This window comes from Streptococcus mitis (genome assembly GCF_000722755.1).
Classification (GTDB): domain Bacteria; phylum Bacillota; class Bacilli; order Lactobacillales; family Streptococcaceae; genus Streptococcus; species Streptococcus mitis_CM.
Window position 1 is genome coordinate 117,179 of sequence record NZ_JPFY01000015.1, and the last position, 16,134, is coordinate 133,312.

The window sequence follows — 16,134 nt, forward strand, 5'->3', positions numbered from 1 at the left end:
TTGCTTATAGGGAAGCACTTGTCTTCTAGTATAGTGCAGAAAAAGAAGGCCGTCAAGCCTTCTTAGATTTATTCTTCTGCTTCATCTTCTGTAAACTGACTGTTGTAGAGGTCAGCGTAGAAACCAGCTTGTGCCATCAGCTCCTCATGATTGCCTTGCTCGATAATATTTCCATCTTTCATAACCAGAATAAGATCAGCATTTCGAATAGTAGACAAGCGGTGGGCGATGACAAAGGAAGTTCTTCCCTCCATCAAACGGTCCATGGCTTTCTGGATTAATTCTTCCGTCCGTGTATCAACCGAAGATGTCGCTTCATCTAGGATTAGGAGTGGTGCATCTTTCAGCAAAGCACGAGCAATGGTCAAGAGTTGTTTTTGTCCGACAGACAAGGTTACTGTATCATCCAAGACAGTATCATAACCATCTGGCAGGGTCATGATAAAGTGGTGAATCCCCACAGCCTTGCTGGCTTCAATCACACGCTCATCACTAATACCTGTTTGGTTATAGATGAGATTGTCGCGAATGGTCCCTTCAAAGAGCCAAGTGTCCTGCAAGACCATTGAAAAGGCATCATGTACTTCCGAACGCTTCATCTCCTTGGTATCCACGCCATCGATGCGGATACTTCCTTTATCAATCTCATAAAACTTCATCAAAAGATTGACAATGGTTGTCTTCCCAGCTCCGGTCGGTCCCACAATGGCAACCTTTTGACCTGCATGAGCCGTCGCAGAAAAGTCATGGATAATGGTTCGCTCTGGTGTGTAACCAAAGGAGACTCGATCAAAGACTACTTGACCTTTCATATCGCTCAATTGTCTTTCTTTATGGGATTCGTCTTCCATTTCCCCTTCAGCTAGGAATTCGAAGACACGTCCCATGGCTGCACTAGCCTGCTGAAGACTAGTAATCCCTTGGGCAATTTGTGAAAGAGGCTGAGAAAAGATACGAACGTAGGCCATAAAGGCAACAATAATCCCGATACTAATCTGCCCATTCAGAGCCAAGGCTGCACCAACGATAATCACTAGGGCATAGCTAAAGTTCCCAATAAACATCATAATCGGCATCATAATCCCTGAAATAAATTGAGATTTCCAAATACTATCATACAAACGATTGTTTAATTTCGCAAACTCTTCTTTGGTGTTCTCGATAGCATTGTAACTGGTCACCACATTATGGCCAGAGTACATTTCCTCCACATAGCCATTGACAGCTGCCAAATCCTGTTGCTGACTCTTAAAGAAGTCCTGCGATTTGCCCATAAAGACGGACACGAAAGCAAAACCGATAAGAGTTGAAACAACCGTCACTAAGGCTAAAATCCAGTTCATCCCAAACATGGTCACCAAAACTGCCACGACCAATAAAGTGGATGAAAGAACTGTCCCCAGACTTTGATTGAGGGACTGTGCTGCAGTGTCAACGTCATTGGTTACACGAGACAAAGTATCCCCCTGAGAGTGTCCATCAAAATATCCCAATGGTAGGCTATTGATTTTCTCTGCAATGGCTCTTCTCAAACGCTCTGAAAAACGTTGAATAGCTGTTGTAAACAGGAAAGCCTGCAAATAATTTGATAGGAGTCCAATCACATAAATCACGGCCAAAAAACCACCAATAGCTGCAACCGCAGCGACATCCACACTGGTTTCCAGACCACTGGCAATGATGTTGGTCATTTCCTTGATGCGAGTCGGCCCATAAACAGTAATGATATTGGATACTATTGTTGCTAGAAAGGCGATTAGAAGGGCAAACTGGAGACCTGCAAGATAGGGTTTACTCTGTTTCCAGAGAGACATTTTTTTATTTTCCATGTTCCAATTCCTCCTTCGATAGTTGTGAATAGGCAATTTCTTGGTAAACTTCGTTATTAGCTAGAAGTTCCTTGTGGGTGCCTTGCCCCACGACTTTCCCTTGATTCAAGACCAAAATCAAATCTGCATCCATAATGGTTGAAATACGCTGTGCTACGATAAGCTTGGTCATAGATTTTGTTTTCTCTGCTAGCTCTTGGCGTAGGACACGATCTGTCTTGTAATCCAAGGCTGAGAAGGAGTCATCAAAGATGAGGATTTCTGGCTTACGAGCCAAGGCACGCGCAATGGCCAGACGCTGTCTTTGTCCACCTGAGAAGTTGGTTCCTCCTTGAGCTACTTCTGACTCCAAGCCAGCTTCCTTATCCTCGATAAAGTTCTTAGACTGGGCCAATTCCAAGGCCTGCCACATAGCTTCCTCACTAAGCGGTGTTTCTTGACTTTGTCCAAAGTCTAGATTGCCCTTGACATCACCTGAAAAGAGAACCGCTTTCTGAGGAATATAACCAACCTTGTTGCGCAAATCTTCTAAGGCATAGTCTTGAACATTGACACCGTCCACCAGAATTTCTCCTGCTGATACGTTGTAGAAACGTGGAATCAGATTGACCAGAGTTGATTTACCAGAACCTGTTGACCCTATAAAGGCCACTGTTTGACCAGCTTCCGCTCTAAAGCTAACATGCTCGATAACTGGCTCCGAATTTGCCGCATAGCGGAAAGTCACATCCTTAAATTCGACCTGACCTTTGAGATTTTCATCAGCCAACTGCACTTGAGCAGGATTTTGGATAGAAGAATGCAAATCTAGAACCTGATTAATCCGCTTGGCAGAAACCATAGTTCGGGGAAGAACGATGAAGAGCGCCCCCATGAGAAGGAAGCCCATAACAACCTGCATGGCATAAGACATGAAAACAACCATGTCACTAAAGAGAGGCAGACGCGCTGTCGGAGCAGCATCGTTAATCACATAGGCACCAATCCAGTAAATCGCCACACTCAAACCACTTGAAATCCCCATCATGATGGGATTTAAAATAGCCATGAGACGATTGACAAACAAATTCAAGCGTGTCAATTCATCATTTGCAACTGCAAATTTGTCATTTTGGTAATCCTCTGCATTGTAGGCACGAACAACACGAAGACCTGCTAAGCTTTCACGAGTAATACTGTTCAGTTTATCAGTCAAACTTTGAATCAAAGACTGTTTTGGAAAGGCTAACGTCATCAAAACGGTCGTCATCAAAACATTGACAATCACTGCCACAAGTACGGCCCAGAGCCAGTATTCTGAATGACCTAAAATCTTCCCGATAGCCCAGATAGCCATAATTGGACCACGCGTAACCACTTGTAGGCCCATGGTAATCAACATCTGAACTTGAGTAATGTCATTGGTGGTACGAGTTAAAAGACTGGGAATAGAGAATTTCTTAATCTCTGTCTGTGAGTAGTCTAGAACTCGGTTAAAAATGTCGCTTCTCAACCTACTAGTATAAGAAGCAGCCACTCTGGACGCAAAAAATCCAACTGCAACTGCGGATAGGAAGGCCAGAAAGGACATTCCCACCATCATGCTTGCTGGCTGCCACAACTCATCCAAGTTGGTAGCCTGAGTTCCCAGCAAATCCGTGATTTTAGAGATATAGGTCGGAACTTCCAACTCTAGGTAGACTGAAAAGCAGGTAAAGAGAATGGCTAGTAAGATCATCCCCCATTCTTTTCTACTAATTCGTTTAGCTAATTTCTTCATTCTCTCCTCCTATTCCCTTGATATTTTCCTGTAGTTGATTGAGGACTTTCTCAAAAATCAGTAATTCATCTTCATCTACGTCTTCTATCAACTGGTTGTCAATGCGTTCAAAGAAGGCCTTGACCTGTTGCACTTGAGAACGCGATTTGTCCGTCAGACGAACAAACTTAGCCCTCTTATCAACAGGACTCGCCTCCAATTCCACCAAAGCATTTTGCACCATACGCTTGACCAAATTACTAGCAACAGACTTGCTAATATTGAGTTCTTGTTCAATATCCTTGATGAGCGTTAATTCTTGTTCATGCTCACGCCAACCTAAAAAACGCAGGACTTGTCCTTGAGGTCCACCCATAAATTCAATACCACAACGTTTGGCTTCCTTTTGTACCATCAGATGTACCTGGTGTCCAAAACGTTTTAAAACCAACATCGGTTTATCCATACTTACTCCTTTCTAACCATTGCATTTGGTTCTCCTGAGAACTAAATAAGTTTCCATGAGAACTATTTTACCACTTTGAAAAGAGATGTCAAGAAAAAGTTTCCTAGAGAACTATTTTCTTGATTCAAAAAATCCCAAGTGATTTTTTCACTTAGGATCATGTTCTCTAGGTTAAATTAGAACCCATCTACGTTTGTGTAGATTTTTTGTACGTCTTCATCGTCTTCAAGGACGCTGTAAAGTTTTTCAAAGGTTTCAAGGTCATCGCCTGACAATTCCACTTCTGACTGAGGAATCATTTCCAATTCTGTCACTTGGAATTCTTCGACACCTGACTCACGGAGGGCAACGATAGCCTTATGAAGGTCAGTTGGAGCTGTGTAAACAGTGATTGTTCCTTCTTCTGCTTCTACATCGTCCACATCAACATCTGCTTCTAACAATTGCTCAAAGACCGCGTCCGCATCTTCACCTGCGAATACGATAACACCCTTATTGTCAAAGAGGTAAGAAACTGAACCTGAAGCGCCCATGTTTCCGCCATTTTTACCAAAGGCTGCACGGACATTAGCCGCTGTACGGTTGACATTTGAAGTCAAAGTATCAACAATCAGCATAGAACCATTTGGTCCAAAACCTTCGTAACGTCCTTCTGTAAAGGTTTCGTCTGTGTTCCCTTTAGCCTTGTCCAAAGCTTTATCGATAACGTGTTTTGGCACTTGAGCTTGTTTAGCACGGTCGATAACGAATTTCAAAGCTGAGTTTGATTCTGGATCTGGATCACCTTTTTTAGCTGCTACATAGATTTCTACACCAAATTTTGCATATACTTTAGAGTTAGCTCCATCTTTAGCCGTTTTCTTGGCTACGATATTGGCCCATTTACGTCCCATTAGGAATCTCCTTTTTTCACATTTTAATCTTTCTTATTATAACACAAGTTTTTTCGATTTTCACTAGAGGAAATGGATTTTATTCAGTAAATACAACTAGGATAGCACTTTAGTTGCTAAAATTTCCTTGCCTTCTTTTATCAAGGGGTGACGAAACAGTGAGAAATACAGTTGAATGGTCATGGCAACCCAGATTAAGGGTTCGCAAAGGATAACTCCCTTATATCCTGCCCAAGGGATAATCAAAACCACAAAAGCGATTTTCCCGATTAGTTCGATAAAGCTAGAAACCAGAGGAAGGATTTTTTGCCCCAAACCCTGCAAACAATTGCGATAAATCAATAAGAGACTCAAAATAGGATAAAAAGCTGAGCTGATTTGTAGATAGAGACTTCCATTTTCTATCAAGTAACCATCTGTCGAACTAGCCAAGAAGGAAACAAAGGCTGGACTGGCAAAAAAGAAGAAGATACAAACAAAAACTGCCCAGGATATACTAAAACGACTGCCGATTCGAAGACCTTGAACAATGCGGTCTGGTCGCTTAGCTCCTAGATTCTGAGAAGCAAAGGTCGTCATTGATGCAGAAATAGCAGTCATAGGAAGAAGGGCAAAGGCCATAATGCGTCGAGCTGCCGTCTGGGCACTAATAATCACTGCACCAAAGGTATTAACAGAAGACTGTAAAATCACACTGCCTATAGATACAATTGAACTCATCAAGCCCATAGCCAAACCTTGCTCCAAGAGGTCAGCGTATAAGGCCTTATCCCATTTGAAATGCTTGAGTTGAGGCAAAAGTTCTGGCACACTCTTACGAATATAATAAAAGCAAAGAACCGCTGATAAGCCTTGCGAAATGATGGTAGCAAGTCCCGCGGATTGAACTCCAAGATGCAATTGCGTAATAAAATAGAGATCCAGAACCACATTGACCAGAGCAGAGAAAATCAAAAAAACAAGCGCAGCCAGACTGTCCCCAATAGACCGCAACAAGCCTGCAAAAAGATTATAAGCAAAGCTGACACCAACACAGGTTACAATCATAGAAATATATTGATAAGACTGAGGAAGGATTTCTGCAGGAGTATCTAAATATTGCAAGAGTGGATACAGACCGACAAATCCCAGCAGCATAACTACAATACTCAAAAGAGCACCTAAAATCCAGGTGGCTGCTACTGCCTCCTTGATTTTAGTGAAATTCCGAGCACCATAATAACGGGCAATAACAATTCCCATGCCATTGCCAACACCAAGAGTAAAACCTACAATCAGGTCAAAAATCGCTGTCGTCGCTCCTACTGCAGCCAAGGATTCTTGACCAAGAAAACGCCCAACAATCAAGACATCAGCAGTATTATAGAGCTGTTGAAAAATATTTGATAGCAAGATTGGGAAGGCGAAGCTTAAGAGCGAGGGAAGAATCGGACCATGTATCAGGTCCACTGTTCGTTTTTTATTCATAAGGCTATTATATCAGCTTTCTAGAAGAGCGACAAGAAACAGCAAACTATAGGCAATCTGAAATATTGAACAAAGAATCGAAAAAGCAGTGGATTCCTCCACTACTTTGACACCTTATTCTTCAATTTCGATTTCAAGTTCGTCGCCTAGGTCAAGAGTTACTTCTTCATTCACAGAATCTGCTTGAACTGCTTCATCTTTTTTAGTTTCAACGCCTTCTACAGAAGCTTCCTCTCCATCAATCAAACCAAATTGAACACGGACTTGATGGTCAATTTCATCAAAGATTTCTGGGTTATCTGCCAAGTATTTCTTAGCATTTTCAGAACCTTGCCCGATTTTCTCATCCTTGTAAGAGTACCAAGCTCCTGCTTTTTTGATGATATCCAAATCGCTTGCGATTTTTAAGAGTTCACCAGTCTTAGAAATCCCTTCTCCGTACATGATTTCAACGAAGGCTTCCTTAAATGGTGGAGCTACCTTGTTTTTCACGACCTTGATTTTAGTTTCTTTACCGACATTGGTATCTTTTTGGTCACCAGTTCCCTTGATTTGCGTACTTCCACGAACATCCAAACGGACTGATGCGTAGAATTTCAGAGCACGTCCACCAGGAGTTGTTTCTGGATTTCCAAACATGACCCCAACTTTTTCACGCAATTGGTTGATAAAGATGGCAATTGTTTTGGTTTTATTGATAGAAGCACCCAATTTACGCATGGCCTGGCTCATCATACGAGCCTGCAAACCAACGTGGCTATCTCCGATATCTCCATCAATTTCTGCACGAGGGACAAGGGCCGCAACTGAGTCGACTACGACAAGATCCACGGCTCCTGAGTCAATCAATTTTCCTGCAATCTCAAGACCTTGCTCTCCTGAGTCTGGTTGAGACAAGAGCAATTCGTCAATGTTGACACCAAGGGCTGCAGCATAAGCTGGATCGAGGGCATGTTCCGCATCGATAAAGGCTGCAATTCCACCTTCTTTTTGCGCTTGCGCAACTGCATGAAGAGCAACCGTCGTCTTACCAGATGATTCTGGTCCATAGATTTCAATGATACGTCCCTTAGGATAACCACCTGAACCAAGGGCAATATCAAGAGCCAAAGAACCTGAACTCATCACTTGCACCTTTTGCTCCGCACGTTCACCCAAACGCATGATGGATCCTTTACCAAAGTCTTTCTCAATCAGTTTAAGAGCGTCATTCAAGGCTTTTTCACGTTCAGCCCCGAATTTTTTTGAAATTTCATCTAATTTTTTGGTTTTTTCGCCATTCTATTCTCCTACATTCTAATGGTCCTTAGACCTATCTACTATTATATCAAAAGTTAGTCACTTAATAAAGCCTTGCGAACTAGGTTAAAGGCATGCATAACCGCAATGTGACGTACGTCTGCTCGGCTTCTGCCTCCAATATTGACCTTGATGACCTCAGTTCCTTTCTCTTGAGCCAATCCTATGAAAACTGTCCCAGCTGGATGCCCTTCTAGACTGTCTGGCCCTGCCACTCCAGTCAAGCTAATACCAAAATCAGACTGGGTCTTACTTCGTGCCTGCTCAGCCATCTTCTGAGCTGTAAATTCAGACACTACACCCTGTTCATCCAAATCCTTGACAGGAATATCCAACATCTTTGATTTTTCCTCCAAGCTATAGGTCACGAAACCACCCTTAAATATACTTGAAGCACCCGAAAAATCAGCTACAGTGGCTTGGAAAAGTCCTGCCGTCAAACTCTCTGCTGCAGTAATGGTTTTCCCTTGCTTTTTCAGTTCTTCTACCACAATGCTGGCCAAACTAGTCTCTTCCCCATAACCATAACAGAGGTCTCGCAAAGAAAGACCTTCTAAGGTTTGGCGACCTAAGATTTGATTTTCCAAGATTTCCAGCGCTTGATTTGCCTCTTCTTGACTGCTAGCCTTTGTTGACAGGCGCAGAGTGACTTCTCCTGTCTTGGCATAAGGAGCTAAGGTTGGATCTGTTTGATTGTCAATCAAATCAGCTAAAATCGTAACCAGCTGGCTTTCGCCAATCCCAAAGAAACGAAGAACTCGGGAATACAACTTGCTCCCTGTCATCAACTTGGGTAGAAGTTGGTTTAAGACCATGGGTTTCAATTCACTTGGTGGACCAGGAAGGACTACATAGGTCACTCCGTCCACTTCTAACATTCCTCCAACAGCCAGTCCTGTTTCGTTTGGTAGTGGAGTCGCTCCTTCTACAATTTGAGCTTGTCTTTCATTATTCGGTGTTCGGGCATAGTCTGGTCTCTGGTCAAAAAAGACATCCAACTTCTCTTGTGCCTGAGGATCAAAAACTAATTCTTTCCCTAAAAATTTAGCTAGAGTTTGTTTGGTCAAATCGTCCTCAGTTGGCCCCAAACCGCCTGTCAAAATCAGCAGACTACTACGTTGACTGGCAATCTCAAGCAAAGACAAGAGACGAGCTTCATTGTCTCCTACAGCCGTCTGAAAATAAACATCTACCCCAATCTCTGCTAGTTTTTCCGATAAAAATTGAGCATTAGTATTGACAATCTGTCCTGTCAATATCTCTGTTCCAACAGCAATGATTTCTGCTTTCATGTTTCCTCCTACCTATCTATTCGTATTTTTTTGAAAAAATCGCAGGAAATTTCCCACGATTTCATTATTAATTTTGTTCTATTTCTACACTTGAAGCATTCGTTGATGTAGCGGTTCTTCCAAGGGCCACTTCGTATAAAACAGCATTGGTTTCTACTTCAGTTACTTCCTCTTTACCTAGTGAACGACGTAAGAGATTTTGCATTTCTAACATATGCTCAGTTGTAACAATCTGGTAAGAAATGCCCTGCAGTTCCGCATCTTCTCCTCGCAATTGATGTGTTTCAATATTCTTGAAGGAATCTTGATAACCAAGTAATTGTGGAATACTTTTCGCTGACAAATCAACGTTTGTTTGCATATTAGTACTTAGGGCTTTTAAGATAGATTGATAGTGACTAACACTATTCAAACTAAGAACTTTTTCAACAACCTTTTGAATGACTTCACGCTGACGTTTCTGACGTCCGTAGTCCCCTTCTGGGTCCTGGTAGCGCATGCGAGAATAAACAAGAGCTTCATCTCCATTTAGAGTTTGTTGCCCAACACCAATGGAAATTTTATTAAATTCTTCCTGGTCAGTAATCGAAATTGGAAAACCGAGTGTATTATTTACAGTCACCCCGCCAACTGCATCAACCAATTGTTGCAGCCCCTGCATATTCACCATAACGTAACGATCGATATGAATATTCATCATTTTCTGGATAGTTGAGATAGCTAATTCCGCACCACCACCAGCGTAGGCGGCATTTAGTTTAGCTTCCTCAACACTACCATCTTTATGCTGAATTTTAGTCAAGATATCACGTTCCAAACTTAACATCGTTGTCTTTTTCGTGTGCGGATTAACCGTTAAGAGAATCATGGAATCACTATTTCCCTCCCAAGGGTCAGTTCGTTCTACGTTTCCAGTATCAACCCCCATTAAAAGGATCGTTAAGGGTTCAGTCGCCTCAATAACATTGGTTTCTTCCCCTATTTTTTTATAGGTCTTTGATAAGGTTTGTGTGCCTTGCTGATAAATGGTATAAGCAAAAACACCGACACCCAAAACTGTCACAGCTAGAAAAGCTAGCACCATTCCAATAATTTTTTTAACCATATTTCTATCAATCTATCAGTCTACCCATCAGGTAAACATCTATAAATTTCCCTTCTTCTATGTACGCACCGCGATCTTGTCTACCTTCAATGACAAAACCATTCTTTTGATATAAATGAACTGCAGCCTGATTACGAGTTTGGACAGTGAGTTGAAGTCTACGAAGAATGCCACTAGCCTGCGCCCATTCTACGACTTCTTCAAGTAACAAACTCCCCAGTCCATTATTCCAATACTTCTTACCAATCACAATGAAGAGATCTCCAATATGCCGAACTCTCTTGCGCTGGTCAGCTGTAATATTTACAATACCAGCAATTTCATCATTCAGCAAGGCTAGTAAAGTGATTTGATTTTCTGAATGAGCCTGTTTATCCAAAAACAACTCCATCTCAGTATCTGTCATCAAAATGCCATCCCTGTCCAGACTGGTAAAATCTGTTTCTACACTGACACGATTTAAAAATGATACTAACTCAGCCGCATCTTCAACTTCTGCTTCCCTAATGAGCAACTCATACTCCATGTTGAAGCTCCTCTAAGAGTTTTTCTGCACGTAAACCCTTTGCTTGGAAATTCAGCCTGCGACCGTCTTCTTCTTTTAGAATTTCCAATTCTAAATAAGTATCTGGTAAGGCATCACCTAAAAGATGTCCCCACTCGATGACAGTCACCCCGCCACCAAAGAGAAACTCATCTAAATCAATAGAATCAGCATCTCCCTCAATGCGGTAAACATCTAAATGATAAAGAGGAAGACGACCTTCATACTCTCTTACGATAGTGTAGGTTGGACTCTTAATCATCTGAGTAATCTGTAACCCTTTAGCAAGGCCTTTTGTAAAGGTCGTTTTGCCTGCTCCAAGTTCTCCAGTTAGAATTAAAACATCATTCTTTTCTAATAAACAGCCCAAACGCTCACCTAAGGATTGTAAGTCTTCTTCGTTTTTAGTGTACATGTTTCTATTATACCAAAAACTTGTTCTTTGTCTAGGTATTATCTATGAATTCTATATTATGAATTAAAAACTTGAGCCAGTCCTTGTTATGATCTTAAAATAGGAACAGTAAAAAGACAACTAACAAGATATCTCTCATCAAATGACTGTAAAATGAAACTTCCCAGCGAATGACTTTTGGCACCAACAGTCCTAGAAATAGCATTCCCAAGGCAATATAAAAGGTCATGGACAATAGCATCCAAGGATTTCTGAGAAGGATTAGAATAGCTAGTCCACTAATAAAACAGATTTCCTTCTTTCCCAAAATCTTTTTCAATCCATTTACATACTTCTGAATTGGTAGAAAAACTAACAAATCAATACCAAATAAGAAAAAGAAACTCGGTAGAAAGGCTTCCGCAAATCCTTCTACGGATGTATTTCCTGCAAGGATATGTTCTATGACAATTAAAGCTAAACCCAAAATATTTACTAATAGCAAGAGACTATACAAGAATTGTTGCTTATCTTCCTTAAAAACTGAATAAGATTGATTTCCCTGCCCTCTATAGTAGTTTATCCCTGCCCCAATACTGGCAAGGAGCAACATACCTACTAAATAATAGAAGCAGTTTTGATTTAACATCAAGGCCCAAGTCGATAAACTTAAACAAGAACAGCTACTAATACCAAAAACTGTCAGCAATAACAAAATACGAATTTGCTTTTTCATTTTTTCCATCATTCTTCCTCCCTTACTTGCTCTTATTATAGGCTAGAAATCCTCCCCATTGCTAGAATATTTCTCAACTGTCAGTTTTCTACTCTAAAATGCAAAAAAGTTTGATGCAAGTAACCCTTACATCAAACTTTTACTACTTTCCGTCAAACCAAAGAGTAATTTCTCGCTTAGCTGACTCTTCTGAATCTGAACCATGCACAACATTTTGAATAGCTTGGTTTTCTCCAGCAGCTTTTGCAAAATCACCTCGAATAGTTCCTGGTAAAGCTTCTTCTGGACGAGTAGCACCCATCATGGTCCGCCAAGTTTCAATTACTTTGGGACCAGAAATGATACCTACAAGAACTGGGCCTGAAGTCATAAATTCACGAATCGGTGGGTAAAAACTTTGACCAACCAAGTCCTGATAGTGCTGATCAATCAACTCTTCTGAAACCTGTGAACGCAACTCCAATTTTTCAATTATAAATCCACGTTGTTCGATGCGTTTCAACACTTCACCAACTAGCCCTCTTTTCACACCATCTGGTTTAATGATAAAAAATGTTTGTTCCATACTCGTCTCCTTTGTCAGCTTCTTTCTTTTATTTTACCACATTTCATGGAAAAACGGAGAAAGTTTTCAGAAAAATGAGAGAGCCCGAGGGCTCTCTCATTCTCTTTTATTCTACTGTTTCTTCCACAGTTTCAACGGTAGCATCCACAACTACTTCTGCTGTTTCTTCATTTCCTTCTTCCTCTACTGGAGGATTAAGGTATTCTTCTTCGTTGATAGCTTGTGGTTCAAGGTTACGGTAACGGGCCATACCAGTACCTGCTGGGATGATCTTACCGATGATAACATTTTCTTTAAGTCCAAGGAGATGGTCTTTCTTACCACGGATAGCCGCGTCAGTAAGGACACGAGTTGTTTCCTGGAAGGAAGCCGCTGACAAGAAACTGTTGGTTTCAAGTGAGGCTTTGGTAATTCCCATAAGAACTGGGCGACCTGTCGCTGGAACTCCACCTGCGATAAGGACATCTTTGTTAGCATCTGTAAAGTCATTGATATCCATAAGGGTACCCATGAGAAGGTCTGTATCTCCTGGATCCATGACACGGACTTTACGGATCATTTGACGAACCATTACCTCGATGTGTTTGTCACCGATTTCTACCCCTTGGCTACGGTAAACTTTTTGTACTTCACCGAGAAGGTAAGTTTCAACTGACAAGACATCACGAACTGCAAGGAGACGTTTTGGTTGGATAGAGCCTTCTGTCAGAGCAGCACCACGCGCTACTTGGTCTCCAACTTCAACACGCATACGAGCTGTAAATGGAACAACATATTCACCTTCGCCAGTTTCACCCTTAACAAAGACTTTCTTAGTACGAGTTGAGGCATCTTCTTCGATAGCGGTAACTTGTCCTTTAACCTCTGTGATAACCGCTTCCCCTTTAGGATTGCGGGCTTCAAAGATTTCTTGGACACGAGGAAGACCCTGAGTGATATCGGTATTTGAGGCAACCCCACCCGTGTGGAAGGTACGCATTGTAAGCTGTGTACCAGGTTCCCCGATAGATTGGGCAGCGATTGTACCGACTGCTTCACCAACTTCAACCGCATCACCAGTCGCCAAGTTGATACCATAACAGTGACGGCAGACACCATGACGAGTGTTACATGTAAATACAGAGCGGATAGTCACTTCTTCCACACCAGCATTCACAATTTCACGCGCCTTGTCTTCTGTAATCAATTCATTTGGACCGATAATCACTGCACCAGTTTCTGGATGTTTAACAGTTTTCTTAGTGTAACGACCATTGAGACGCTCTTCGAGAGACTCGATCATCTCCTTTCCTTCTGCAATAGAGCGGATCAAGAGACCACGGTCAGTTCCACAGTCGTCCTCACGGATGATAACATCTTGGGCAACGTCAACCAAACGACGAGTCAAATAACCTGAGTCAGCTGTCTTAAGGGCCGTATCGGTCATACCTTTACGCGCACCGTGAGTTGAGAAGAACATTTCGAGTACTGACAGACCTTCGCGGAAGTTTGAAAGGATTGGCAATTCCATGATACGTCCGTTCGGAGCCGCCATCAGACCACGCATACCGGCAAGCTGTGAGAAGTTTGAGATATTACCACGGGCTCCAGAGTCCATCATCATAACGATTGGGTTCTTAGGATCTTGGTTGGCAATCAAGCGTTTCTCAAGTTTTTCACGGGCAGCACGCCATTCAGCTGTAACGGCATTGTAACGCTCGTCGTCTGTGATCATACCGCGACGGAATTGTTTGGTGATTTGTTCTACACGTTTGTGTGATTCTTCAATGATTTCAGCTTTGTCATCAACGACTGGGATATCGGCAATCCCCACTGTCAATCCTGCAAGAGTTGAGTGGTGGTAACCGAGGTTCTTCATACGGTCAAGTAGGGCAGAAGTTTCTGTCGTACGGAAACGTTTGAAGATTTCAGCGATGATATTTCCAAGATTTTTCTTCTTGAATGGAGGGTTAAGTTCAAGATTGCTGATAGCTTCCTTGATATCTCCACCAAGTGGCAAGAAGTATTTAGCTGGAACGCCTTCTGTCAAGTTGGCATTGTTTGGTTCTTGCAAGTATGGTAGACCCTCTGGCATGATGTCGTTGAAGAGGATTTTACCAACTGTTGTCAGCAAGACCTTGTGTTTTTGCTCTTCTGTCCATGGTTTGTTAAGACTATCTGTTGCGATACCAACACGTGAATGGAGGTGAACATAACCATTACGGTAAGCCATAACCGCTTCATCACGGTCTTTGAAGACCATTCCTTCACCTTCACGACCAGCTTCTTCCATGGTCAAGTAGTAGTTACCCAAAACCATGTCCTGAGATGGAGTAACAACTGGTTTACCATCTTTCGGGTTCAAGATATGCTCCGCAGCAAGCATGAGAATACGAGCTTCTGCTTGGGCCTCTTCTGAAAGTGGTACGTGAATGGCCATTTGGTCCCCGTCAAAGTCGGCATTGTAGGCTTCACAGACAAGCGGGTGCAAGCGAAGGGCCTTACCATCAATCAAGACTGGCTCGAAGGCTTGGATACCCAAACGGTGAAGGGTCGGTGCGCGGTTCAAAAGCACTGGGTGTTCTTTAATCACTTCTTCAAGAATATCCCAGATACGCTCATCTCCGCGTTCCACCAAGCGTTTAGCCGCTTTGACGTTTTGCACGATATCACGGGCAACAATTTCACGCATCACGAATGGTTTAAAGAGCTCGATCGCCATTTCACGTGGCACACCACATTGATACATCTTAAGCGTTGGACCAACGGCGATAACGGAACGTCCTGAGAAGTCAACACGTTTACCGAGCAAGTTTTGACGGAAGCGTCCTTGTTTACCTTTAAGCATGTGGCTCAATGATTTCAATGGACGGCTACCTGGTCCTGTGATTGGACGACCACGACGACCATTGTCAATCAAAGCATCAACTGCTTCTTGAAGCATACGCTTCTCATTTTGAACGATAATACCTGGTGCATTCAACTCAAGCAAACGAGCCAAACGGTTGTTACGGTTGATAACACGGCGGTAAAGGTCATTCAGGTCAGATGAGGCAAAACGGCCACCATCCAACTGCAACATTGGACGAAGATCTGGTGGAATAACCGGAAGGATGTTTAGAATCATCCATTCAGGTTTGTTTCCAGACTTGTAAAAGGCATCCAAAACATCCAAACGACGGATGGCTTTGACACGTTTTTGTCCAGTCGCTGTTTTCAACTCTTCTTTGAGTTCAGCAATTTCTTTTTCAAGATCTACTTGTTTCAAGAGGTCTTGGATAGCTTCGGCACCCATCTTGGCAACGAATGAACCATAACCATACTCACGCAAGCGCTCACGGTATTCGCGCTCTGTCATAATAGACTTGTGCTCAAGTGGTGTATCCTTGGGATCAATCACCACATAAGCCGCAAAGTAGATAACTTCCTCGAGGGCACGAGGGCTCATATCAAGGGTCAAGCCCATACGGCTTGGAATTCCCTTGAAGTACCAGATGTGAGATACAGGAGCTTTCAATTCGATATGCCCCATACGCTCACGACGAACTTTTGTACGCGTTACTTCAACCCCACAACGGTCACAAACAATTCCTCTGTAACGAATGCGTTTGTACTTACCACAAGCACATTCCCAGTCTTTTGTAGGACCAAAGATAACTTCATCAAAGAGTCCTTCACGTTCTGGTTTCAAGGTACGGTAATTGATTGTTTCAGGTTTTTTGACTTCTCCATAAGACCATGAACGGACTTTACTTGGAGAAGCTAGGGTTATTTGCATACTTTTAAAACGATTTACATCAACCACTATTTCTTCCCTTTCTATTCTA

13 protein-coding genes are annotated in these 16,134 nt (G+C 42.4%); all 13 read right to left on the minus strand.

Annotation, left to right across the window (positions count from 1 at the left end; translation table 11 throughout):
* Positions 1–68: 68 nt before the first annotated feature.
* The 13 genes from SK578_RS09010 to rpoC all read right to left on the minus strand — a co-directional run bounded on the left by SK578_RS09010 (position 69) and on the right by rpoC (position 16,112).
* Positions 69–1,829, minus strand: coding sequence for an ABC transporter ATP-binding protein (locus SK578_RS09010; protein ID WP_042751718.1), 1,761 nt, complete (start codon positions 1,827–1,829; stop codon positions 69–71).
* Positions 1,819–3,588 carry an ABC transporter ATP-binding protein gene (locus SK578_RS09015; RefSeq protein ID WP_042751719.1) on the minus strand — a complete coding sequence of 590 codons (1,770 nt, stop codon included), beginning with the start codon at positions 3,586–3,588 and terminating at the stop codon, positions 1,819–1,821. The genes SK578_RS09010 and SK578_RS09015 overlap by 11 nt, the downstream gene beginning before the upstream one ends.
* The gene (locus SK578_RS09020; RefSeq protein ID WP_042751720.1) at positions 3,572–4,033 is read right to left on the minus strand and encodes a MarR family winged helix-turn-helix transcriptional regulator; all 462 of its coding nucleotides are present in this window, start codon (positions 4,031–4,033) and stop codon (positions 3,572–3,574) included. The genes SK578_RS09015 and SK578_RS09020 overlap by 17 nt, the downstream gene beginning before the upstream one ends.
* A gap of 176 nt (positions 4,034–4,209) precedes the next feature.
* Positions 4,210–4,926 carry a YebC/PmpR family DNA-binding transcriptional regulator gene (locus tag SK578_RS09025; protein ID WP_000532883.1) on the minus strand — a complete coding sequence of 239 codons (717 nt, stop codon included), beginning with the start codon at positions 4,924–4,926 and terminating at the stop codon, positions 4,210–4,212.
* 96 nt (positions 4,927–5,022) lie between these two features.
* The gene (locus SK578_RS09030) at positions 5,023–6,393 is read right to left on the minus strand and encodes an MATE family efflux transporter (RefSeq protein WP_042751721.1); all 1,371 of its coding nucleotides are present in this window, start codon (positions 6,391–6,393) and stop codon (positions 5,023–5,025) included.
* Positions 6,394–6,507: 114 nt separating this feature from the next.
* Complete coding sequence (gene recA, locus SK578_RS09035; protein ID WP_042751722.1) at positions 6,508–7,644, minus strand: recombinase RecA; 1,137 nt, start codon at positions 7,642–7,644, stop codon at positions 6,508–6,510.
* Between the two features lie 83 nt (positions 7,645–7,727).
* Entirely contained in the window at positions 7,728–8,984 is a 1,257-nt protein-coding gene (locus SK578_RS09040) for a competence/damage-inducible protein A (protein ID WP_042751723.1), read from the minus strand.
* 67 nt (positions 8,985–9,051) lie between these two features.
* Positions 9,052–10,089 (minus strand): glycopolymer--peptidoglycan transferase LytR, encoded by a 1,038-nt coding sequence (gene lytR, locus SK578_RS09045; RefSeq protein WP_042751724.1) that lies wholly within the window; start codon positions 10,087–10,089, stop codon positions 9,052–9,054.
* 7 nt (positions 10,090–10,096) lie between these two features.
* Positions 10,097–10,615 carry a GNAT family N-acetyltransferase gene (locus SK578_RS09050; RefSeq protein ID WP_042751725.1) on the minus strand — a complete coding sequence of 173 codons (519 nt, stop codon included), beginning with the start codon at positions 10,613–10,615 and terminating at the stop codon, positions 10,097–10,099.
* Positions 10,605–11,048, minus strand: a complete 444-nt coding sequence (gene tsaE, locus SK578_RS09055) for a tRNA (adenosine(37)-N6)-threonylcarbamoyltransferase complex ATPase subunit type 1 TsaE (RefSeq protein WP_042751726.1) — start codon at positions 11,046–11,048, stop codon at positions 10,605–10,607. The genes SK578_RS09050 and tsaE overlap by 11 nt, the downstream gene beginning before the upstream one ends.
* A gap of 94 nt (positions 11,049–11,142) precedes the next feature.
* Positions 11,143–11,763, minus strand: a complete 621-nt coding sequence (locus SK578_RS09060) for a competence protein (protein WP_235228691.1) — start codon at positions 11,761–11,763, stop codon at positions 11,143–11,145.
* Between the two features lie 142 nt (positions 11,764–11,905).
* Positions 11,906–12,328 (minus strand): nucleoside-diphosphate kinase, encoded by a 423-nt coding sequence (gene ndk / locus SK578_RS09065; protein WP_042751728.1) that lies wholly within the window; start codon positions 12,326–12,328, stop codon positions 11,906–11,908.
* A 106-nt stretch (positions 12,329–12,434) separates the two neighbouring features.
* Positions 12,435–16,112: a DNA-directed RNA polymerase subunit beta' gene (gene rpoC, locus SK578_RS09070; protein ID WP_042751729.1), complete on the minus strand. Its 3,678-nt coding sequence runs from the start codon at positions 16,110–16,112 to the stop codon at positions 12,435–12,437.
* Positions 16,113–16,134 lie beyond the last annotated feature (22 nt).